20 protein-coding genes and 2 tRNA genes are annotated in these 20,442 nt (G+C 70.3%); 5 read left to right on the forward strand and 17 right to left on the reverse strand.

Annotated features, from left to right (window positions below):
* The first annotated feature begins 76 nt into the window (after positions 1 to 76).
* The gene (locus AW271_RS18390; protein ID WP_245653089.1) at positions 77 to 2,923 is read left to right on the forward strand and encodes an ATP-binding protein; all 2,847 of its coding nucleotides are present in this window, start codon (positions 77 to 79) and stop codon (positions 2,921 to 2,923) included.
* Here AW271_RS18390 and AW271_RS18395 read toward each other — a convergent pair.
* The 10 genes from AW271_RS18395 to AW271_RS18435 form a co-directional block, all read right to left on the reverse strand.
* A complete protein-coding gene (locus tag AW271_RS18395) occupies positions 2,916 to 3,488 on the reverse strand; it encodes a TMEM165/GDT1 family protein (RefSeq protein ID WP_062338362.1) in 573 nt (190 codons plus the stop codon). The two genes, AW271_RS18390 and AW271_RS18395, sit on opposite strands and share 8 nt — an antisense overlap.
* Positions 3,489 to 3,689: 201 nt before the next feature.
* A complete protein-coding gene (locus AW271_RS18400) occupies positions 3,690 to 4,718 on the reverse strand; it encodes a UDP-N-acetylmuramate dehydrogenase (RefSeq protein ID WP_062338364.1) in 1,029 nt (342 codons plus the stop codon).
* A 10-nt stretch (positions 4,719 to 4,728) separates the two neighbouring features.
* Complete coding sequence (locus AW271_RS18405) at positions 4,729 to 5,799, reverse strand: glycosyltransferase family 2 protein (protein WP_062338366.1); 1,071 nt, start codon at positions 5,797 to 5,799, stop codon at positions 4,729 to 4,731.
* Positions 5,800 to 5,819: 20 nt separating this feature from the next.
* Complete coding sequence (locus AW271_RS18410; protein ID WP_062338368.1) at positions 5,820 to 6,248, reverse strand: MaoC family dehydratase; 429 nt, start codon at positions 6,246 to 6,248, stop codon at positions 5,820 to 5,822.
* Between the two features lie 2 nt (positions 6,249 to 6,250).
* Entirely contained in the window at positions 6,251 to 6,700 is a 450-nt protein-coding gene (locus tag AW271_RS18415; protein ID WP_062338371.1) for a MaoC family dehydratase N-terminal domain-containing protein, read from the reverse strand.
* Between the two features lie 242 nt (positions 6,701 to 6,942).
* Positions 6,943 to 7,107, reverse strand: coding sequence for a 50S ribosomal protein L33 (gene rpmG, locus AW271_RS38575; RefSeq protein WP_030921771.1), 165 nt, complete (start codon positions 7,105 to 7,107; stop codon positions 6,943 to 6,945).
* Positions 7,108 to 7,182: 75 nt separating this feature from the next.
* Positions 7,183 to 7,256: transfer RNA gene (locus tag AW271_RS18420), tRNA-Met, on the reverse strand.
* A gap of 193 nt (positions 7,257 to 7,449) precedes the next feature.
* Positions 7,450 to 7,522: transfer RNA gene (locus AW271_RS18425), tRNA-Thr, on the reverse strand.
* Between the two features lie 81 nt (positions 7,523 to 7,603).
* Entirely contained in the window at positions 7,604 to 8,041 is a 438-nt protein-coding gene (locus tag AW271_RS18430) for a hypothetical protein (RefSeq protein ID WP_062338373.1), read from the reverse strand.
* Between the two features lie 53 nt (positions 8,042 to 8,094).
* A complete protein-coding gene (locus AW271_RS18435; protein ID WP_062338375.1) occupies positions 8,095 to 8,274 on the reverse strand; it encodes a hypothetical protein in 180 nt (59 codons plus the stop codon).
* 99 nt (positions 8,275 to 8,373) lie between these two features.
* On the opposite strand from AW271_RS18435, the gene AW271_RS18440 reads away from it, so the two are divergent.
* Positions 8,374 to 8,988: a hemerythrin domain-containing protein gene (locus AW271_RS18440; RefSeq protein WP_062338377.1), complete on the forward strand. Its 615-nt coding sequence runs from the start codon at positions 8,374 to 8,376 to the stop codon at positions 8,986 to 8,988.
* On the opposite strand, the gene AW271_RS18445 is transcribed toward AW271_RS18440, so the two are convergent.
* Both AW271_RS18445 and AW271_RS18450 read right to left on the reverse strand, forming a co-directional pair.
* Positions 8,975 to 12,214: an ATP-binding protein gene (locus tag AW271_RS18445; RefSeq protein WP_062338379.1), complete on the reverse strand. Its 3,240-nt coding sequence runs from the start codon at positions 12,212 to 12,214 to the stop codon at positions 8,975 to 8,977. The genes AW271_RS18440 and AW271_RS18445 overlap by 14 nt on opposite strands.
* A 7-nt stretch (positions 12,215 to 12,221) precedes the next feature.
* Complete coding sequence (locus AW271_RS18450; protein ID WP_062338381.1) at positions 12,222 to 12,407, reverse strand: hypothetical protein; 186 nt, start codon at positions 12,405 to 12,407, stop codon at positions 12,222 to 12,224.
* 60 nt (positions 12,408 to 12,467) lie between these two features.
* Between AW271_RS18450 and AW271_RS18455 the strand changes: the two genes are divergently transcribed.
* Positions 12,468 to 12,803 (forward strand): hypothetical protein, encoded by a 336-nt coding sequence (locus tag AW271_RS18455; protein ID WP_062338383.1) that lies wholly within the window; start codon positions 12,468 to 12,470, stop codon positions 12,801 to 12,803.
* Positions 12,804 to 12,805: 2 nt separating this feature from the next.
* Here AW271_RS18455 and AW271_RS18460 read toward each other — a convergent pair whose 3' ends face one another.
* From AW271_RS18460 to AW271_RS18470, 3 genes are all read right to left on the reverse strand, one after another.
* On the reverse strand, positions 12,806 to 14,026 hold the full coding sequence (locus AW271_RS18460; RefSeq protein WP_062338385.1) for an FG-GAP repeat domain-containing protein: 1,221 nt from the start codon (positions 14,024 to 14,026) through the stop codon (positions 12,806 to 12,808).
* A 212-nt stretch (positions 14,027 to 14,238) separates the two neighbouring features.
* Positions 14,239 to 16,596 carry an ATP-binding cassette domain-containing protein gene (locus AW271_RS18465; RefSeq protein ID WP_062338614.1) on the reverse strand — a complete coding sequence of 786 codons (2,358 nt, stop codon included), beginning with the start codon at positions 16,594 to 16,596 and terminating at the stop codon, positions 14,239 to 14,241.
* 55 nt (positions 16,597 to 16,651) lie between these two features.
* Positions 16,652 to 16,990 (reverse strand): VOC family protein, encoded by a 339-nt coding sequence (locus AW271_RS18470; protein WP_157554339.1) that lies wholly within the window; start codon positions 16,988 to 16,990, stop codon positions 16,652 to 16,654.
* Between the two features lie 133 nt (positions 16,991 to 17,123).
* Between AW271_RS18470 and AW271_RS18475 the strand changes: the two genes are divergently transcribed.
* Positions 17,124 to 17,663, forward strand: coding sequence for a DUF302 domain-containing protein (locus tag AW271_RS18475; protein WP_062338388.1), 540 nt, complete (start codon positions 17,124 to 17,126; stop codon positions 17,661 to 17,663).
* Between the two features lie 4 nt (positions 17,664 to 17,667).
* Here the strand turns inward: AW271_RS18475 and AW271_RS18480 are convergent, their stop codons facing one another.
* A complete protein-coding gene (locus AW271_RS18480; RefSeq protein ID WP_218008085.1) occupies positions 17,668 to 18,546 on the reverse strand; it encodes a phosphoribosylaminoimidazolesuccinocarboxamide synthase in 879 nt (292 codons plus the stop codon).
* 21 nt (positions 18,547 to 18,567) lie between these two features.
* Positions 18,568 to 18,930 carry an STAS domain-containing protein gene (locus AW271_RS18485; protein ID WP_157554341.1) on the reverse strand — a complete coding sequence of 121 codons (363 nt, stop codon included), beginning with the start codon at positions 18,928 to 18,930 and terminating at the stop codon, positions 18,568 to 18,570.
* 218 nt (positions 18,931 to 19,148) lie between these two features.
* Here AW271_RS18485 and AW271_RS18490 point away from each other — a divergent pair, with 218 nt between their 5' ends.
* Positions 19,149 to 20,435, forward strand: coding sequence for a sensor histidine kinase (locus tag AW271_RS18490; RefSeq protein ID WP_062338393.1), 1,287 nt, complete (start codon positions 19,149 to 19,151; stop codon positions 20,433 to 20,435).
* Positions 20,436 to 20,442 lie beyond the last annotated feature (7 nt).

The following is a 20,442-nucleotide window of genomic DNA, read 5'->3' on the forward strand; positions in this document are numbered from 1 at the left end:
CTCCCTCCCGGCCTGGCATCTCAACCCCCGTAAATAGACGCGAATCCCACCGAGTAGGCGTGACATGCTGGACGACATGATGGGTCGGGCCGTTAGCCCCGTCTTCGTCGGACGGGAGACCGAGCTGAAGTCGCTCGGCGAGATCTTCGACCAGGCCCGTGAGCAGGCCGCCGCCGCCGTCCTGGTGGGCGGTGAGGCGGGGGTCGGCAAGACCCGGCTGGTCACGCGGTTCGCCGAGCAGGCCGCCGCCGACGGAGCGCAGGTCTTCGCCGGCGGTTGTGTCGAGTTGTCCACAGAAGGTCTCGCGTACGCGCCCTTCACGGCGGTGCTGCGCCAGCTCGTCCGCGACATGGGGGCCGCGGACGTCGCGGCGCTGCTGCCCGAGGGCGCGGCCCGGGATCTGGCCCGGCTGCTGCCGGAGTTCGGTGAGCCGAGCGGCGACATCGAGACCGACACGGCCAGGGCCCGCCTGTTCGAACAGATACTGACGTTGCTGGAACGGCTCGCCGAGCGCCGCCCGATGGTCCTCGTCATCGAGGACATCCACTGGGCCGACCGGTCGAGCCGTGACCTCATCGCCTTCCTGAGCCGGAACGTCTCGGCGATCCCGATGCTCATGGTGCTGACGTACCGGTCGGACGAACTTCACCGCACCCATCCGCTCCGGCCGGTGCTCGCCGAGCTCACCCGGGTCGGCGGGATCACCAAGATCGAGGTGCCCCGCTTCACCGAAGACGAGGTGGCCCGCCAGATGGCCGGCATCCTCGGCACCACGCCCACCTACAGCCGGGTCTCGACGGTCTTCGACCGCAGCGCGGGCATCCCGCTGTTCGTCGAGGCGCTGCTCGACTGCCTGGGCGGCGAGACCCTCCCCGAGTCGCTGCACGACCTGATCATCGGCCAGGTGGAGCGGCTGCCCGAGGAGACCCAGCGGGTGTTGCGGATCGCCGCCGCCGGGGGCAACCGGGTCGGCCACGACCTGTTGTGCGCGGTCAGCGGCCTGTCGGAAGCCGACCTGGAGGACGCGATCAGGCCCGCCGTGGCGGGCAACGTCATCCAGATCAGCGACGGCCGCGCCTATACCTTCCGGCACGCGCTGATCCGCGAGGCCGTCCACGACGAACTGCTGCCCGGCGAGCACACCCGGCTGCACTCCCGCTTCGCCGAGGAGATCGACCGCGACCGCACCCTGGTTCCGCAGGGACGGGCGGCCATCGAGATCGCCCACCACTGGCACTCGGCCAGGAACGACCTGTGGGCCCTCATCTCAGCCTGGGAGGCGTCGGCGAAGGCGCACATGGCGTTCGCGTACACCGAGAAGGTGCAGCTGCTCGAACGGGTGCTCATGCTCTGGGACAAGGTGCCCGACGCCGGGCAGCGCATCGCGGCCGACCACGCCACCGTGCTGGAGCGGGCCTCCGAGGGGGCCCTGGCGGCCGGCGACATCGACCGGGCGATGAAGTACGTGAAGGCCGCGCTGGCCGAACTCGACGACCACACCGCGCCCGAGCGCGTCGCCGAGCTGCTGGTCCGGATGGCCAACTGCAAGAAGCACCGGGGCCGCCCCGGCGCGATCGACGACCTGCGCCGGGCCGAACGGCTGGTCCCGCTGCCCAGTGAGACCCGGACCCTCGTCCTGACCCGGCTCGGCACCCTGCTGATCATGGCCGACGAGATCGTCGAGGGCACCGCGCTGACCCAGGAGGCGCTCAGGAACGCCCGCGAGATGGGCGACGAGCGCCGGGAGGCCGACCTCCTGATGAACCTGGCGCTCGGCCACTCCATCAGCGACGACCTGGAGGCGGCGCTGGCGACCAACTCGCGCGCCCAGGTCATCGGCACCCGCGTCAAATCAGGCCAGGTGGTGCTGCGGGCGCTGGCCAACAACGTCGACGCGCTCGAGAACCTGGGCCGCTCCGAAGAGGCCGTCGCGCTGGCCGTCGAGGGCGAGAAACTGGCCAGGAAGTACGGCCGTTACCGCAACCAGGGCGTCTTCATCGCCAACAACCGGACCGAGGCGCTCGAATCGCTGGGCCGCTGGAACGAGGCCCTCGACGTCATCACCCGGTCGCTGATGTTCGACCCCTCCCCGCTCAACCGCTGGCACCTGCTGCGGGTCCGCTCGCAGATCGGCATGGCCAGGGGCGAGCTGGAGCAGACCCTCGCCGACCTGACCGAGGTGGGCGCGCTGTCCGACCGTCCGGAAGACTGGACGCAGGAGCGCACCCTCAACACCCGGCTGGCCCTGCAGTGGCACCTGCTGAACGGCGACCCGGAGGCGGCCCTGACCAGGGCCGAGATCGCGCTCGGCGCGACCCTGCTGTCGCGCAAGCCGATGCTGGGCTGGCGCCTGCTGGCGATGATCTACCGGGTGAGCGACGCCGCGCTGCCGATCAGCCCCAACCGGGCCAGGGCGCTGCGCGAGCGGGCCGAGGAGTTCCGGATCGCCATGGTCTTCAAGGGCCCGGTCAGCGAGGCCTACGAGCGGGAGTGCCGGCGCGACTTCGACGGCGCCGCGACCTGCTGGGCCGTGCTGAGGCGGCCCTACCAGCGGGCCCGCAACCTGATCATGGCCGCCCACGGCCTCGACCGCGACGCCGTCGCCGTCCGGCTGCGGGAGGCCCACGCCATCGCGACCGACCTGTGCGCCGCCCCGATGAAGGAGCAGATCGAGGCGCTGACCCGGAGGTCGGGCATCGCGCTGACCGACACCCCGGCCGAGACGGCCGCCCTGCTGACCCCGCGCGAGGTCGAGGTGCTGCGGCTGCTCACCGAGGGCCGGTCGAACCGCGACATCGCCCAGACGCTGACGATCTCGGCGAAGACCGCGAGCGTCCACGTCTCGAACATCCTGGCCAAGCTGAGCGTCTCGACCCGGGGCGAGGCCGCCGCGGCGGCCCACCGGATGTCCCTGCTCAACTAGCCCACACCGGCTCCAGCAGCAGGAGCACCCCGAAGATCGCGAACGCGGCGGCTGCGCCGTACTTGATCCACTTCTCCGGCAGGTGCTTGCCCAGCAGCCCGCCGACCACGATGGCCAGGGCGTCGGCGGCCACCATGCCGACCGTGGAGCCGATCCAGGTGCCGACCCAGCCGTACTGGGTGGCCAGGGTGATGGTGGCGAGCATGGTCTTGTCGCCGAGCTCGCTCAGGAAGAACGCGACCGTCACGGCCAGCAGCACCGACTTGGTGGCCCGCTTGGCCTTCGCGGCCTCCTCGTCGCTCAGGGCGTCGCCGCGCAGCGTCCAGGCCGCGAAGCCGAGGAAGGCGAGGCCGGCCACGATGGAGATCGCGGTGGTCGGGAGGTTGTCACCGATGAGACCGCCGAGCGCGACGGAGAACAGGTGGACGACGGTCGTCGCGATCGTGATGCCGGCCAGGACCGGAAGGGGCCGGAACCTGGTGGCGAAGGTCATGGCCATCAGCTGGCTCTTGTCGCCCAGCTCCGCCACGAAGATCACGGCGAGGGAGATCCAGAACGCTTCCACTCGGGGTCGCCTTTCGCATCAGCGCGACCGGGCCGAGTTCTGCCGGGGAGCATCACTTCGGCCCGGCAGCGTAAAAAACACTGTCGGGCCGAAGGTCTCGTCCGCCACACGGGCCTCCGCGGCCGGACGCACGCTCTTCATCAAACGCGTGCGTCAGTGTGTCGACCGGCGGTGTTGTGGACTACTCCCCTTCGGGCTGTCTTACAGACTAACGCCTATCATCACGGGTTCATTCACCAGGGTCACCCCGAACTTCGCTTTGACCCCATCTCGGACTTCTCGGGCAAGCTCCAGGAGCTCCTCCGCCGTGGCCTCACCGGTGGGGTTGGTGAGGGCGAGGGTGTGCTTGGTCGACACCCTGACCGGGCCCTTGGCGTAGCCCTTGGGAAAGCCGGCGTTCTCGATCAGCCACGCCGCCGGGACCTTCACGGCGTCGTCGCCGGCCGGCCAGCGCGGATAGCCGGGGGCCAGCTTCTCGAGCTCGTCGGCCTGCGCCCGGCCCAGGATCGGGTTGGTGAAGAACGACCCGGCGCTGATGGTGTCGGGGTCGTCGGGGTCGAGCACCATGCCCTTGCCCCGGCGCAGCTCCAGCACCCGCGCGCGAGCCCTCGCCAGCGGCACCCGCTCGCCGGGCGCGACGCCCAGGCTCCTGGCCAGCTCGGCGTAGGCCAGCGGCTGCGAGAGCTCGTCGTTCTCGAGGTTGTACGTCACCGACAGCACCACGAACCGGTCGAGGGCGCCCTTGAAGGCGCTGTCGCGGTAGGCGAACCCGCACTGCGCGGCCTCCAGGTCGAGGATCTCCCGGTGGCGGCGGTCGTAGACGCGGACCGCGACGATCGTCTGGGAGACGTCCTGGCCGTAGGCGCCCACGTTCTGGATCGGGGTCGACCCGACCAGGCCGGGGATGCCCGACAGGCACTCGACCCCCGACAGCCCCTCGGCCACGCAGCGCTCGACGAGCGGATCCCAGTCTTCCCCGGCGGCGGCCGTCACCAGGCCGCCGTAGGTCACCACGCCGCGGGTGCCGACCCTGACCACCAGGCCGTCGAACCCGGCGTCGGAGAGCACCAGATTGCTCCCGCCCCCGAGGATCAGCACCGGCTCGCCCCGCCGGTCGGCCGCGGAGACCAGCTCGACGAGCCGCTCCTCGGTCTCGGCCGTGACAAAGGCCCGCGCGTTCCCGCCCAGCCGCAACGTCGTGTACGGCGCCAGCCGCACCCCCTCTTCCATGGCCGCCAGCCTAACGGCGCAGCAGAGCGAGCACTCTGTCGTAGGTCCGCGTCGACTCCTCGTCGCGGTAGGCGGCCTCGGTGTCGAAATAGCCCCGGTGGCGGGCCTGACGCACCGGCAGGTCCTTCTCCGGTACGACCAGACGTCCCGGGAGCATGAGGGAGAACTCCAGGTCGGCGTTGCGGTAGAAGCGCGCGTGCTCCGGGAATCCGCCGATCCGCAGGGCCTTGGCCCGGTTGACGGCGAACAGGTAGCCGAGCAGCGCGGTGACCTCTCCGGCCCCCGCGTCGCGCCACTCGGCGCCGCCCGGCTCGGGCTCGACGCCCTTCCACCCGGCCCCCACCACGTCGGGCACCTCCAGCGCCCGCAGCAGCGGCCTGATCGCGTCGCCTTCGAGGATCGTCGAGGTCTCCATGAGCACGTGGACGTCGGCGGTGTCGAGCTGGAGCAGCTTGGTGCGCGCCGGGCCCCACTCGGCGGTGCCGCCGCGCCAGTGGGGCTTCTCGGCGACGTGCCAGACCCGGATCCGGTCGGGGTTGGCCTCGGCCAGTTCGTGCAGGGCGTCTCCGGCGCCGTCGACGTTGCCGAGGTCGAGCGCGATGATCCCGGCGTCGCTGTGCGCCAGCAGCGCCGCGACGCAGGCCCGCACGTCGTCGGGCCACCCGTCGACCAGCAGCGCCACCGACGCGGTCAGCTTCGGGATGTCGATCTGCCGGTCGACCCGCGAGGTGGCCAGCGCGCCGTCCCAGAGGGCCTGCGAGGCGGCCATCGACGGGGTGCCCGCGTCGTTGAGCGCGGTCTCGGTGATCGAGCCCGGGTAGGGCACGGTCGACTTCACGTCGGGCTCGCCGGGCGGGCGGCCCTCGATGATCGACGAGACCGGGATCGACCGGACGCTCGGCCAGATCTCGTAGCGGGGGCGTTCGGTCAGCTCGAAGCCGCCGGCGGGCGTGTCGTAGACGTCCCAGCCGGCGTCCATGAGCTCGTGGCGCAGCCGCTCGGCGGCCTCGAAGTCGTTGTCGGCTCGGGCGGCGGCGCGGCGTTCGGCGATTTCGACGACGTCAAGCGGTGGTTTGCTCACATGTGGAGCGCTACCCAGGCTCAGACGAGCTGAACTACGGCCCTGGCCTTGGAGAGCACGCGCGAGTCGCCCGACCGGGCGGTCAGCACGACGATCACCCGCTTGTCGGGCAGCTTCTCCTCGATGATCCCGGAGACGCTGATCGTGGCGCCGTTGTCGTCGTCGGGCACGACCACCATCGACGAGAACCGCACGCCGTAGTCGACGACGGCGGCCGGGTCGCCGGCCCAGTCGGTGACGTAGCGGCCGCCCTGGGCCATCGTGTACATGCCATGGGCGATCACGTCGGGCAGGCCGACGGACTTGGCGAACCGCTCGTTCCAGTGGATGGGGTTGAAGTCGCCGGAGGCGCCGGCGTACATGACCAGGTTGACCCGCTGGACCTGGTATTCGGCGGCGGGCAGCTCCTGGCCCTGCTCGACCTCGTCCCACTTGATGGTGGCGCCCATGGTTACTTCGCACCTCCGCGCTCGACGATGACGTTGAAGCTGGTGCAGACGGGCTCGCCGTCGACCGTGGTGACGTCGCCGCGCACGGTCACGAACTCGTTGCGGCCGACCGAGCGGATCTCGGAGATCGTCGAGGTGCACAGCAGCTGGTCGCCGGCGTAGATCGGCCGCTCGTAGGTGAACCGCTGCTCGCCGTGGACGACCATCGACCAGTCGAGCCCGAACTCGGGGTCGTTGAGGCCCTCGCCCGCGCCCGCCAGGGCGAAGACGATCGGGAAGGTCGGCGGGGCGACCACGTCGGGGTGCCCGGCGGCCTTGGCGGCCTCGGAGTCACGGTAGATCGGGTTCGAGTCGCCGATCGCGGCGGCGAACTCCTTGATCTTCAGGCGGCTGACCTCGTAGGGCGCCGGCGACGAGTACGCCCGCCCAATGAAGTCGCGATTCAACGCCATCGGGGCGCTCCTCGTCGTTGATCAGTGCTGCTGGACGACCAGTTCTACCGTACGGCCGAACAGAGCGAGAACCGAGAAGGTGACGCCGATGAAAACGCGACTAACCGGCGGCCCTGAGTGGCGTCGCCGGTTTTCGCGTGTGCAAGCGAGATGCGGACGGCCGAAGGCCGACCGTGGCTCGCGCTGGGAATCTGCCTCAAGCAACCCGCGCCTGCGGCTGGGGGGCCGCCGGGCGTCGTGAACTAGCGGGTCTCGCGGTGAGCCTGGTGAGTCTTGCAGTTGGGGCAGTACTTCTTCAGCTCAAGCCGATCCGGGTCGTTGCGCCGGTTCTTCCGCGTGATGTAGTTGCGGTGCTTGCACTCCTGGCAGGCCAGCGTGATCTTCGGCCTAACGTCGGTGGCAGCCACGTGGGAGTGCCTTTCTACGTCTGGGACTACTGGACAACCCGAACCGGTCCCTGTGAAGGGAGCCCGGAAGGGTAGTAGCGGAGGCCGGACTTGAACCGGCGACACAACGATTATGAGCCGTTTGCTCTGCCTGACTGAGCTACTCCGCCTGGAGGCCGACGAAAACTGACCGGCCACGCAAGGATACCCGACCCATGCGAGTGCCACACACGCGGTATTTCGCCGGGGAACGGGTTTGAGAATTCACGGGTGAATCCTCAAATCACTTTCGCGGGGATTGCTTTTCACCCGCCAAGCCAAAAGCCCCACCCGAATTCATCGGATAGGACCTGTTGGCTTTAGAGCCCCCAAACGGAATCGAACCGTTGACCTTCTCCTTACCATGGAGACGCTCTGCCGACTGAGCTATAGGGGCGGGCCCGGTGTTCGCTCTCGCGTTCCCGGACAGGTAAACCATACACGTCCCCCGCAGTGGATGCGAAATCCAATCGGACGGCTATGGGGTCTGGAGTGTCCCGACGAGGTCGGCGCCCTGTTCCTGGGCCGACTGCAGGTCGTCGGGCTCGATCGTGAAGCCGGTGAAGTAGGTGCGCCCGGCCTTCCCGACGGGGGTCGAGAGGGTGATCTTCGCCTCATAGGGCCGTTCGAGGCAGTCGGGCAGGCACCAGCTCCCGGTCAGCTTGCCGCGGCCTTCGGCGGTGTCGGGGCCCCACTTGTCCCACACGAGCTTGTTCATGGTGGAGAACTCGGAGATGACCAGGTCGGCCGGCTTCTGGGCGGGCGAGCCCTGTTCGTCGCCGAAGAAGTTCAGCACGTAGACGTCCTGTGCCGACGACGTGGACGCGGCAGGGGGCGTCGGGCTCGGGATCCCGTCGGCCGGGGAGCCGCAGGCGACGAGCGCGACGCAGAAGGCGAGCACAGTGACCAGGCGCATGTCTCGACGGTAAACGGCCTGGTCGGGAAATCACCGTTACCTGGGGGTGTTTGTTATGGCCGCAGGGAGACGACCTCGCAGAGGTCGGCCAGGTCGACGAACCGGGCGACCTCCGCGACGGAGAAGCAGTCGGCCAGATGCCGGCCATGTCGTTCGACACGCAGGACTTGACGGTCGCCGAACACCCCGGGCACGATCGCGTAGCCGTCGGGCCCCACCCATCGACTCCTCATAGCCCGACAAACTAGCGTCCCGCACCGTCAATTTCGCCTCATGCGCCACACCAAGTAGACCCCAGGTCTCCGCTAAGCACCGGGGCGCATCGTCGGGGCATGACGACCCCCGATCTGACCGGCATCCGGATCATCCACCGGGCCATGCGCGGCGACCTGCACCGTCTCGTCGCCCTCACCGAGCGCCTCGCGGCCACCACGCCCACCCGGGCCCGGGCCATCGCCCACTTCGTGGGGCGGATCACCCACACCATCCACCAGCACCACACGCGGGAAGACGAGATCGTGTGGCCGCTGATCGAGCGGTCGGCGGGCGCCGCCGCCGACCTGTCCGACCTGACCGAGGACCACTCGCTGCTCGACCCGCTGCTGAACGAGGCCGACGCCGCCGCGGCCGCGTTCGCCGCCGGCGGCGACGCCAAACCCCTCCACCTGGCCCTCAAACGCCTCTCGGAGCTCCTCGACGAGCACATCGAGGAGGAGGAACGCCGGATCTTCCCGGTGGTCCTCCAGTACGTCACCGAGAAGGACTGGGCCGACGCCGAGACCCGGATCCGCAAGGGCGGCGACATCCGCTTCGACCTGTGCTGGATCGGCCAGTACGCCACCCCCGAGGAGATGGCGCGCATCAGGAGGATGGGCCCGGTGGTCGTCCTGATGCTGGCCCTGCTGCGCCCGGGTCACCGGCGGCGGCAGCGGCTCATCTTCGGCTGAGCGCCTCCCGTGCCCGGCCGGCCCAGAACGCCGACCCGACCTTCTCCGCCACCTCGACCGCGGCGGCGTAGTGGCCGCGCGCGGCCGTCTCGTCGCCCAGGTAGCGGGCCAGGTCGCCCAGGAAGTGGTCGACCGGCCCGTGGGTGACCGAGCCGCTGGCCAGCCCCGCCATCTCCCCGGCCAGCGGCGTCAGCTGCGCGTACGTCTGCCGGCAGCCCTCGATGTGGTCGAGGGCCATGGCGGTCTGGGCCCGCATCGTCAGCACCAGCGACTGGTAGACGCCCGGGAAGGGCAGCTCGCCGGGCTGCCAGCGGGCCCTGGCCTCCTCGATCCGCCCGGCGGCCACCAGCGCCCGCGAGTAGATCTCGTGGACGGTGTCCAGGTCCTTCCAGACGGCCTCGTAGTCGTCCATCAGGGTGCCGATGTCGCCGCGGGTGATGCCGATCGCCAGCCGGGCCATCAGGCCGAACGCGACCGCGTTGCCGTCGCCGATGGCGGCGAGTTGCGCGGCCAGCGCGACGACGGCCTGCTCGGCCTCGTCGAAGCGGCCCTCGATGTAGAGGTCGAGCGAGTCGAGCAGGGCGAAGACGCCGAGCAGGTGGGCGAACTGGCCGCTGGTCGAGCTGCCGGTGGCCAGCGTGGCGTAATTGCGGGCGCCGGGCCGGTCGCCCCGGGAGAGCGCCACCATGATCTTCATGTAGCGGCCCAGCGTCAGGTATCCCTGGAGGCCGTTGGCCTCGGCCACCTCGATCACGTCGTCGGCCAGCCGGTCGAGCTTGGCGCTCTTGCCCGAGTGGACGCAGGCCCAGTAACGCGCGTTGTACGCCATGCAGAGCAGCAGCGGATCGCCCAGGCCCTTGGCGATCTCGATCGCCTCCGCGCTGTCGCGTTCGAGCTGCTCGCCGCCGTAGGGCTCGGTCTCGTTGCACAGGGCCACCAGCAGGCGGCAGCGCGTCTCCCCCTCCGATCCGGGCAGGACGTCGTGGATGGCCTCGATCATGTCGAGGTCGAGCACGTGCTCGGTGACGATGCTCCAGATCAGCGGCACGTCGATCGAGGTGATCAGGCGGATCGTGGCGGCCCGGTCGCCGAGGCGGCGGGCCAGGGGGAGGGCCTGGCTCCGCAGCTTCTTGGCCGCGTTGACGTCGCCGGCGTGCGCGAGCGCCGAGACCAGGCGGCACTGGAGGTCGAACCGCCGCTCGTCTTCGGGGGCGATCTCCACGGCGCCGCTGAGGAGGGTGACGGCCTCGCGGTGGGCGTACAGGGAAGTGGCCTTCTCCGCGGCCCTGGCCGCGTAGGAGACGGCGCGGGCGGCGGTCGCGGCGGTGGCGGCGGCCAGCGCGTGGTGGGCCAGCGCGCCCGTGTCGCCCGGACGGATCGCCTCCAGCGCGTCGACGACCTTGCCGTGCAGGCGGGTGCGGCGCAGCCTCGGGATGTCCTCGTAGAGGGTCTCCCTGACCAGCACGTGGGCGAACCTGACCTGCCCCGGGTGCGGCTCGGTGAGCAGGCCCGACAGCACCCCGGCCTCCAGGCCGTCGAGCACGGTGTCCTCGTCGGCGTCGCGCATCGCGATCAGCACGTCGGCGTCGGCGTCGCGGCCGACGACGGCGGCGTCTCTCAGCGTGGTCTGCGCGGTGGCGGGCAGCCGGGCGATGCGGCGGCGGATGACGTCGCGCACGCCCGGAGGCAGCCGGTAGACGGCCGTCATGCCCTCGGCGGCGAGCAGCCGCGCGGTCTCCGAGACGAACAGCGGGTTCCCGCCGGTCCGCTCGCCGAGCACGGCCAGCGTGGCCGGGCCGATGGAGACGCCCGAACGGTCGAGCACCAGCCGGGCGATGTCGTCGGGCCCCAGCCCTTCGAGGGTGAGGTGCTCGGCGGTCTGCGCGGCCAGCGCCGCGCCGGTGGCCATCAGGTCGGTGGTGGACTCGTCGGGCCGGTGGGTGAGCAGCACCATGACCGGCGTGCCGGCCAGCCGGGTGGCCAGGTGGCGCAGCAGGTGGAGGGTCTCGTCGTCGGCCCGGTGCACGTCCTCCAGCACGACCAGCAGCGGCGCGGTCAGCTCGGCCAGGTAGTCGCCGACCGCGCGGGCCAGCCAGAACTGCCCGACCGGCTCGGCGTCGTCGGCCAGCAGCGGCGCCAGTTTGGGCAGCAGGGCGGGCGCCGGCGGCCGGTTCGGCACGAGACTCCGGAGCACCTCCGACCAGGCCCAGGCGGGCGGCACGCCGCCGACGGTCTCCGGGCAGCGGCCCGCGGCGGTCGCCCAGCCGCGCGCCTGGAGCGCCGTGTCGAGGGCGGCGGCGACGGTCGACTTCCCCGACCCGGCGTCTCCCCCGAGCCACGCCACCCGGAACCCGCTCATGGCCTGCTCGGCGGCGCGGGTGAGCCGGTCGAGCTCGGCCCGGCGGCCGACGATCTCCTTCTCGGCCTCGCGCGCCGGGGTGGCCCTGATCGGCTCGGGCGGCGGGGTGAACTGCAGGGTCTCGGTCTGGTGGAGGATGTCGGACTCGAGCGTGCGCAGCGCGGGCCCGGGATCGACGCCGAGTTCCTCGGCGAGGGTCTCGCGGGTACGCCGGATAACCGCCAGCGCCTCGGGCTGCCGCCCGGCCCGGTAGTAGGCCAGGGCGAGCAGTCTGACCGCGTTCTCCCTGAGCGGGTGGGCGCTGACGTGCCGGTCGAGCTCGGCGACGACCTCGGCGTGCCGCCCCAGCGCGAGGGCCGCCTCGACGCGGTACTCGACCGCGACCAGCCGGAGCTCGTCGAGCTGCGCGGCCTCGGCCACGGCCCACTCCTCGTCGGCGAACTCGGCGTAGGCCGGGCCGGTCCAGAGGGCCAGGGCGGCGTCGAGCAGCCGGATGCGCTCGTTCGGGTCGTTCCTGGCGACCGCCTCGTCGACCAGCCGGGGGAAGTGCCACGCGTCGACGGCCTCGGGCGTCAGCTGGAGCCGGTAGCCCGGCGGCGCGGAGACGATGACGGTGGCCGGGGTGCGTGGGGCCCTGCCCGGTTCGAGGATGCGCCGCAGGTTGGAGATGTAGACCTGCAGCGCGCCGAGGGCCTTCGGCGGCGGCTGCTCCCGCCACAGGTCGTCGATGAACCGATCGGCCGACACGATGTGCCCGCCCTCGGCGACCAGCCGGGCGACGACCGCCCGCTGAAGGAACGTTCCCAGCTCAACCGGGGCGTCTCCGACGGAAGCCGCCAGCTGCCCCAAAACCCGCAATCGCACCATGATGTCGTCATTGTCGCGGGATCCACTCGACGGATACACCCCCGCTTCTCCGCGCTTTGTCGATCAGCTCCTCGGCCGAGCGGCCCCGGGCCCAGCAGCGGGCGTAGGGGGCCGCCTCGACGACCACGCCGTCACGGACGATCAGGCCGAACGTGGCCTTCTCGGTCGACCACCAGATGAGCCCGTCACGCATACCTGGACCCTAGGAAGCCGCACTGACAGAATCCCGGTATGACGATCTTCAGAAAGGCCCATGGCTCGTAGGAGCCCCGCGCGCGGCCGTCGCCCGTTCGACGAGTCGACGCCTCACCTGCCCGGCCTGTCGTATCGCGGCCGCGTCGCCCTCGCCCTCCTGGAACACGACCGGTTCTGGCCGGGAGCCGTCTCCGACGCCTACCAGGGGTGGCAGAACCTCATCCACGACCCTTACCGGCGGTTGTTCGAGCCCGCCTTCGGCTGCGGATACATCGGGTGTTGTCCGGACCTGTCGGAGGTGAACGCCATCCTCCATGCGGCCCTGGCCGTCCTGCCGCCGCGGGACGCCAAGCGGCTGCGAAAACGGCTCAGGGAGTTCGCCGAGTCGTGGTGAGGCTACGGGAGGGCGAAGCCCAGGCCGTGGGCGCCCGACACGCTCAGCTTGAGCCGCTGGAGGCCGGTGTAGGTCCCGTTCGGGAGCACGTGGACCTGGCCGACCGCGTAGACGCCGGGGACACCGGCGACCAGGTCGGGCTTCCGGGCGCCGGCCACATCGGCGATGGTCAGCGCCGTGCCGAACCCGGTCTCGTAGTTCTCCTTCTGGAGGGTGCGGGCGGGCTTGGTCGTCACTCCCCCGGCGGTGCCCTTGTAGATCTCGACCCAGTCGTGGTTGTCGGCCGCGACGTGGACGGCCAGATCGGCGCGGCCGTCGCCGACCAGGTCGCCGATGGCGAGGTTGCCCGGGAAATCGGAGAAGGACAGGGTCTGGGGCGGCCGCACGCCGGCGCCCAGGCTCCGGTGGACGAGCACCTGTTCGCCGGTCGCCAGCACGACGTCGGCCTTGCCGTCGCCGGTCAGGTCACCCGCGGCGAGGTCGAAGACGTCGCGCCGGGCCGGCTCGAACGACCAGGCCCGCGCCATCGACAGACCACTCGCCGACCCCGGGACGACGGTGATGCGCTGCGGGCCGGCGGGCTCCGGGTAGGCGGGCCGGAAGTTCGCGGCGACCAGATCCGGCCGCCGGTCGCCGGTGACGTCGCCGACCGCCAGCACCGCGCCGAAATCCGCCGCGCCGTTCTTCAACGTGCCCGACTTCGTCAGTCCCTTGCGGCCGCCTTTGAAGACGACGATTTCCCTGTTTCCCCGGACGGCCACGTCGCCGTATCCGTCGCCGTTGAAATCGGCGGCCTTCATCGCGGCATTGGTGATCGGCCAGGCGAACGACGTGTCGTATTTGAGACCCGTGGCCGAGCCGCGGAAGACGACGATCTTCTTCCGGGCCGACGCGAGCACGTCGGAATAGCCGTCGCGGTCGAAATCGGCGGTCGCCAGCACCCGGCCGAGATTCTCCTTCGCGACCGGCTTGGACGAGGTCGCGACGCGGGCCTTGGCCGCCACCTTCGACCCGCCGAACCAGACGACGACCGCGCCCGCGTCGGACTTCCCACCGGCCTTGAGCAGGTGAGCGCCCGCGATGACGTCGGCCCGGCCGTCGCCGTTGACGTCACCGGCCAGTGCGGGGCGCTTCTTGGGGGCGGCGCCGGCGGGAGCGGCCACCAGGGCGATCCCGGCCGCGACGGCGACACCGGCGGCCAGACCTTTTCTCCACAGCGTCATATAGAGAAGGACGTGCGATTAGAGAGAATGGTTGGCGACACTAATAAAACGCCATTTGCGCACACTTGGCGGCCGGCGAATTCGTCACCGACCGCCATTCGCGCGCAGGAACGGGTCGTGCTCAGCGAGCGCCGACGGTCAGCCCGCCCGCGCCTCGATTCGCGAGTCGTGCCGCACGAGCGTCGGCGGGCCCGCCGCGTCGATTCGCCTGTTCACGCGCCCACGTAAGCCGCCAGATGTTCTCCGGTGAGCGTCGAGCGCTTCGCGACCAGGTCGGCCGGGGTTCCTTCGAACACCACGCGCCCGCCGTCGTGACCGGCCCCCGGACCGAGGTCGATGATCCAGTCGGCGTGGGCCATGACGGCCTGGTGGTGCTCGACCACGATGACCGACTTGCCCGAGTCGACCAGCCGGTCGAGGAGGCCGAGCAGTTGCTCGACGTCGGCCAGGTGGAGCCCGGCCGTGGGCTCGTCGAGGACGTAGGTGCCGCCCTTCTCGGCCATGTGGGTCGCCAGCTTGAGGCGCTGGCGCTCGCCGCCCGAGAGGCTGGTGAGGGTCTGGCCGATGCCCAGGTAGCCGAGCCCCACGTCGAGCAGGCGCTTGACGATGGCGTGGGCGGCCGGGATCTTGCCCTCGCCCTCGCGGAAGAACGCCTCGGCCTCGGTGACCGACATCGCCAGGACCTCGCTGATGTCCTTGCCGCCGAACTTGTAGTCGAGCACCGACGCGTCGAACCGCCGGCCCTCGCACTCGTCGCAGGTGGTGGCCACCCCGGCCATCATGCCGAGGTCGGTGTAGATGACCCCGGCCCCGTTGCAGGCGGGGCAGGCGCCCTCGGAGTTGGCGGAGAACAGGGCGGGCTTGACGCCGTTGGCCTTGGCGAACACCTTGCGGATGGGTTCGAGCAGGCCGGTGTAGGTCGCCGGGTTGCTGCGCCGCGAGCCCTTGATCGCCCCCTGGTCGATGGAGACCACGCCCGCGCCCCGGGGGATCGAGCCGTGCACGAGCGAACTCTTGCCCGACCCGGCCACGCCGGTCACCACGACGAGCACGCCGAGCGGGATGTCGACGTCGACCTTCTTCAGGTTGTGGGCGTCGGCGCCCCGGATCTCCAGGCGGCCGGTCGGCTGACGTACGGAAGCCTTGAGGGAGGCCCGGTCGTCGAAGTGGCGGCCGGTGATCGTGCCGCTTTCGCGCAGGCCCTCGACGGTGCCCTCGAAGCAGACGGTGCCGCCCGCCGAACCCGCGCCCGGACCGAGGTCGACGACGTGGTCGGCGATCACGATCGTCTCGGGCTTGTGCTCCACGACCAGGACCGTGTTGCCCTTGTCGCGCAGGCGCAGCAGCAGGTCGTTCATGCGCTGGATGTCGTGGGGGTGGAGCCCGGTGGTCGGCTCGTCGAAGACATAGGTGGTGTCGGTGAGCGCGGAGCCGAGGTGGCGGACCATCTTGACGCGCTGGGCCTCGCCGCCCGACAGGGTGCCCGAGGGCCGGTCGAGGGACAGGTAGCCCAGGCCGATCTCGGCGAACGAGTCGAGCGTGTGGGAGAGCTTCTGGAGCAGCGGGGCGACCGACGGCTCGTCGAGGCTCTTCACCCAGGCGGCCAGGTCGCGGATCTCCATCGCGCACGCGTCGGCGATGTTGACGCCCTTGATCCTGGACGACCGCGCCTGCTCGGCGAGCCGCGTGCCCCCGCACTCGGGACAGGAGGTGAAGGTCACCGCCCGTTCCACGAAGGCGCGGATGTGCGGCTGCATCGCCTCCTTGTCCTTTGAGAGCATCGACTTCTGGATCTTGGGGATCAGGCCCTCGTAGGTGAGGTTGATGCCCTCGACCTTGACCTTGGTCGGCTCCTTGTAGAGGAAGTCGTGGAGCTCCTTCTCGGTGTACTTGCCGATCGGCTTGTCGGGGTCGAGGAAGCCCGACTCGGCGAAGATCTTGACCGTCCAGATGTTGTCGACCTTGTAACCCGGCACGGTGATCGCGCCCTCGGAGATCGACTTGGTCTCGTCGTAGATCTCCCTGAGATCGATGTCGGAGACCGACCCGCGCCCTTCGCAGCGCGGGCACATGCCGCCCACCATGTTGAAGGTGCGCTTCTCGGTCTTGCCCGAGCCGCGCGCCACCGTGATCGACCCGGCCGAGGTGACCGAGGGGACGTTGAAGGAGAAGGCGTTGGGCGACCCGACGTGGGGCTGCCCGAGGCGGCTGAACAGGATGCGCAACATCGCGTTGGCGTCGGTGGCCGTGCCCACGGTCGAGCGGGGATCGGCCCCCATCCGCTGCTGGTCGACGATGATCGCGGTCGTCAGCCCTTCGAGGACGTCGACCTCCGGCCGCGCCAGCGAGGGCATGAAGCCCTGCACGAAGGCGCTGTAGGTCTCGTTGATCAGCCGCTGCGACTCCGCGGCGACCGTGCCGAAGACCAGGGAGCTCTTCCCCGATCCGGAGACGCCGGTGAACACCGTCAGCCGGCGTTTCGGCAGCTCCACGCTGACGTCTTTGAGGTTGTTCACCCGCGCGCCGTGGACCCGGATCAGGTCGTGGCTGTCGGCGGCGTGCTGACTCATGCTGTCTCCCTGGCTCTCGACCGCTTCGAGGGTACGTGCCGCCACCGACGTTTTCTCACCGGTCCTGGATGAGCCCGAGGACGTTCCCGTCGGGGTCGACGAGGGTGGCGACGAGACGGCCGCCGCCGACGTCCTTCGGAGAGGACTTGAGGGTGGCCCCGGCGGCGGTGACCTCGGCGATCTTGGCCTCGATGTCCGAGACGTGCCAGTGGGCGAGCGGCGAGGTCATGTCGCTGTTGGGGACGAGGCCGATCTGCTGGCCCTCGCTCTCGTAACCGACGTAGTAGGGCGAGTCGCTCGTCGGCTCGACGCCGAGGAGGGCGGTGTAGACGGCCTTGGCGGCGGCGAGGTCGGTGACGGGGTGGAGAACGGTCTTGACGCCCTGGACGCTCATGGTCAGATCCTTAACGGAGGGGATGTTCACGCAGCTCACGCTATCTGCGGCGCTGCTGATCCCGCTTCTCCGATCCTGACCGGTTCGGGACTGCCCGCCCCCGTCGCGGCGTTGTGCAGGGAGGGGGGTAGACATGACCATTCAGCAGGATCGTGTGTCCGACGTCGTCTACGAGGCCCACCGGCTGACCGTCGAGACCGGCGTCCCGTTCGAGGAGTTCCGGCGGCGCTACGAGGAGGCCGTCCCGGCCTTCGACCGGGAGCTGTTCGACCGGCTCATCCAGGAGTCGGCCGACTGGACGACCGTCAAGGTGGCCGTCGACCACAACGCCCCGCACGGCTTCGTCATCTTCTGGTCGCTGGACAACACCGAGATCATGAGCCCGTCGGGCGACACGTGGCGCAGCGTGCAGTACCTGATGGGCAACCACACCATCGCCCAGCGCATGTTCCACCACGACCCGGCCGTCATGGAGTACGCGCCGCTCCGCACGACCATCTTCGAGGACGAGAGCGGCGTCGCCCGCTTCGCCATCGACCAGCCCAGCCGGCAACTCGCCGCCTTCGGCAACCCCGCCATCGCCGAGGTCGGGGTCGAGCTCGACCGCAAGGTCGCCGACCTGCTCGGCTTCCTGGCGGTACCCGTGCCGGCTCAGCTGGTCGAGAGCGTCTGACGGCCTACCAGCTGCGGCCGGTGATCTTCTCGTACGCCTCGATGTAGCGCGCGCGGGTCACGTCGACGACCTCCTGCGGCACCTCGGGAGCGGGGGCCTGCCTGTCCCAGCCCGTGCCGGTCGCCCAGTCGCGGACGAACTGCTTGTCGAAGGCGAACTGCGGGCGGCCCGGCTGCCATTCGTCCAGCGGCCAGAACCGCGAGGAGTCGGAGGTCAGGACCTCGTCGCCGAGGGTGAGCACGCCGTCGGCGTCCCAGCCGAACTCCAGTTTCGTGTCGGCGATGACGACGCCGCGCTCGCGGGCGATCTCCGCGCCGCGCTCGTAGACCTTGAGCGTGACGTCGCGGAGGTTCTCGGCGACCTCGCGGCCCTCCTGCTCGACGACGTCGGCGAAGGTGATGAACTCGTCGTGGGCGCCGAGCGCGGCCTTCGTGGTGGGCGTGAAGATCGGCTCGGGCAGCCGCGAGCCTTCGAGCAGGCCCTCGGGGAGCTCGATGCCGGACACGGCCTGGTCGCGCTCGTACTCCTTGAGGCCCAAGCCGGCCAGGTAACCACGCGCGATGCACTCCACCTGGACCATCTTCAACGCCTTGCAGCGCACCGCCCGGCCCTCGAACTCGGCCGGGACGTCGGTGGCGGAGATCACGTGGTTCGGCACGATGTCCTGGAGCTGCTCGAACCACCACAACGACAACTGCGTCAGCACCTTGCCCTTGTCGGGGATGGGGGTCGGCAGGATGGCGTCGTACACGGAAACCCGGTCGGAGGCGACCAGGACGATGTCGCCCCGGTCTTCGTAGACGTCCCGGACTTTTCCAGAGTGGATCAGCTTCACGTCGTTCCTCGCCCTTTCAGACCCGCCTTCGAAGGTCCACCAGTACATCAGGTGAGGTGGGGACGGGGCTCAGCGGGCCGATCGGAAATCCGCGACGGCCGCCTCGACGGTCTCGTGGAAGGTCCACGGCATTCTCGCGTGCGCGCAGTACGCCGAGAAGTCGTCCGGAGCCGCCGCGATCTTCAGTACGCCGCCCGCGGCGAACACCCGCTTCGCGGTCGCGAGGATCGCGCCGAGGCCCCGCGCGTCCCAGGAGACCACTTCCGACAGGTCGACGACCACGTTCGGCGGATCGGGCAGGGCCAGATCGGCGATCGTGTCACGGAGCCGGAGGCCCAGCAGGCGATCGCCGCCGAACTCCCCGGTCACGTGAACGATGGCGCACCCGTCGTGCCGCTCGCCCCGGATCATCCGCAACCTCCGTCTGGACAATGAGTAATTCCTTTTAAATTGGCAAAATTACGGGTCATTTGTCAAGGTTGAGTAGATACGAATAGAAGGAAAGGAAGTGACTGGTATCTTTAGATCTGCCGCTCCTCGCGTGAATTGTCGGCCGGTAGGCCCGGCCGAGGGCGCTACTGACCAATGCACATCGACCCGGACGGCAGATCTCGTCGAGGCGTCGATCCCAGAGGACGGAGATCGCGCAGGTGGCGAGTTCGAAGTACGACGGAGACGGGACGGCTCCCGTGACCGGCAGGTGGCTGCTCGCCGTGAGCGAGCCGGGCATCGGCCGGTTGGCCCTGCAGGCGCGGGAACGACTCAACCTGCTGTGCGCCGCCGGTGAGCACATCGGCACCACTTTGGACGTGACCAGGACCGCCGAGGAACTGGCCGAGATCGCCGTGCCGCGATTCGCCGACCACGTCGGCGTCGACCTGTCCGACCGGGTGCTGCGCGGAGAGGAGCCCCGATCGACCGACGAGGGACTGCGCCGGGTCGCTCTTGCGGGCGTACAGGAACATGCGGGTCTGGACCCGGTCGGCACCCTGATCAAGCTGCCGCCCTCCACGCCGCAGGCCTACTGTGTCGCCGCCGAGCAGTCCGTGCTGGAACCGGTGGCGGGCCTGATCGCGGTGCCGATGCGGGCCCGCGGCAGCACCCTCGGGGTGGTGAGCTTCTTCCGCTCCCAGGCCCGGAGGGTGTTCGAGGAGGACGACCTCGCCCTGGCCGAGGAACTGGTCAACCGGGCGGCGGTGTGCGTCGACAACGCCCGCCGGTACACCCACGAACGCGCGATCACCGCGAAGCTGGAGGACGCCACCGCGTCACTGCGGCACTCCCTCGACCACCAGCGGCGCTTCACCGCCGACGCCTCCCACGAACTGCGCACCCCGCTGGCCGGACTGCGAGTCCAGCTGGAGGAGGCCCAGCTCCACCCCGACGAGACCGACCTCGCCGACCTGCTCAGCCACGCGCTGACCGACGTCGACCGGTTGCAGGCCATCCTCACCGACCTGCTCTCGCTGGCCCGGAACGAGGCCACGCCGCTCACCGCCCTGGAACCGGTCGACCTGGCCGAACTCGTCGAAGACGAGATGGCCCGCCGGATCGGCGACCCGCACCCGGCCCGGCTCGACCTCGCTCCCGGGGTGCTGGCCGAGGCCGTCCCGATTCAGATCGGCCGGGTGCTGAACAACCTGCTGAACAACGCGCAGCGGCACGCCACCCGGAGCGTCACGGTCGGGGTGCGCCGCACCGGCGACGTCGCGGAACTCAGCGTCACCGACGACGGCCCGGGCGTGCACGCGACCGACCGCGAGCACATCTTCCAGCCCTTCACCCGGCTGGACACCGCCCGCAGCCGCGACGTCGGCGGCACCGGCCTCGGCCTGGCCATCGCCCGCGACATCGCCCGCGCCCACCACGGCACCCTCCACGTCGAGGACGCGGTCCCGCACGGGGCCCGCTTCGTCCTCCGTCTGCCGGCCGTGTGAAACGTTT

It is taken from the genome of Herbidospora sakaeratensis (assembly GCF_001570525.1).
Classification (GTDB): Bacteria; Actinomycetota; Actinomycetes; order Streptosporangiales; family Streptosporangiaceae; genus Herbidospora; species Herbidospora sakaeratensis.

What these genes read in the sequence shown, in the direction of transcription:
- AW271_RS18390 (WP_245653089.1), top strand. Translation starts at nt 77, where the DNA reads ATGATGGGTCGGGCCGTTAGCCCCGTCTTCGTCGGACGGGAGACCGAG.
- AW271_RS18400 (WP_062338364.1), bottom strand. Translation starts at nt 4,718, where the DNA reads ATGGAAGAGGGGGTGCGGCTGGCGCCGTACACGACGTTGCGGCTGGGC.
- AW271_RS18410 (WP_062338368.1), bottom strand. Translation starts at nt 6,248, where the DNA reads ATGGGCGCCACCATCAAGTGGGACGAGGTCGAGCAGGGCCAGGAGCTG.
- AW271_RS18415 (WP_062338371.1), bottom strand. Translation starts at nt 6,700, where the DNA reads ATGGCGTTGAATCGCGACTTCATTGGGCGGGCGTACTCGTCGCCGGCG.
- AW271_RS18430 (WP_062338373.1), bottom strand. Translation starts at nt 8,041, where the DNA reads ATGCGCCTGGTCACTGTGCTCGCCTTCTGCGTCGCGCTCGTCGCCTGC.
- AW271_RS18435 (WP_062338375.1), bottom strand. Translation starts at nt 8,274, where the DNA reads ATGAGGAGTCGATGGGTGGGGCCCGACGGCTACGCGATCGTGCCCGGG.
- AW271_RS18440 (WP_062338377.1), top strand. Translation starts at nt 8,374, where the DNA reads ATGACGACCCCCGATCTGACCGGCATCCGGATCATCCACCGGGCCATG.
- AW271_RS18445 (WP_062338379.1), bottom strand. Translation starts at nt 12,214, where the DNA reads ATGGTGCGATTGCGGGTTTTGGGGCAGCTGGCGGCTTCCGTCGGAGAC.
- AW271_RS18450 (WP_062338381.1), bottom strand. Translation starts at nt 12,407, where the DNA reads ATGCGTGACGGGCTCATCTGGTGGTCGACCGAGAAGGCCACGTTCGGC.
- AW271_RS18455 (WP_062338383.1), top strand. Translation starts at nt 12,468, where the DNA reads ATGGCTCGTAGGAGCCCCGCGCGCGGCCGTCGCCCGTTCGACGAGTCG.
- AW271_RS18460 (WP_062338385.1), bottom strand. Translation starts at nt 14,026, where the DNA reads ATGACGCTGTGGAGAAAAGGTCTGGCCGCCGGTGTCGCCGTCGCGGCC.
- AW271_RS18465 (WP_062338614.1), bottom strand. Translation starts at nt 16,596, where the DNA reads ATGAGTCAGCACGCCGCCGACAGCCACGACCTGATCCGGGTCCACGGC.
- AW271_RS18470 (WP_157554339.1), bottom strand. Translation starts at nt 16,990, where the DNA reads ATGAGCGTCCAGGGCGTCAAGACCGTTCTCCACCCCGTCACCGACCTC.
- AW271_RS18475 (WP_062338388.1), top strand. Translation starts at nt 17,124, where the DNA reads ATGACCATTCAGCAGGATCGTGTGTCCGACGTCGTCTACGAGGCCCAC.
- AW271_RS18480 (WP_218008085.1), bottom strand. Translation starts at nt 18,546, where the DNA reads ATGTACTGGTGGACCTTCGAAGGCGGGTCTGAAAGGGCGAGGAACGAC.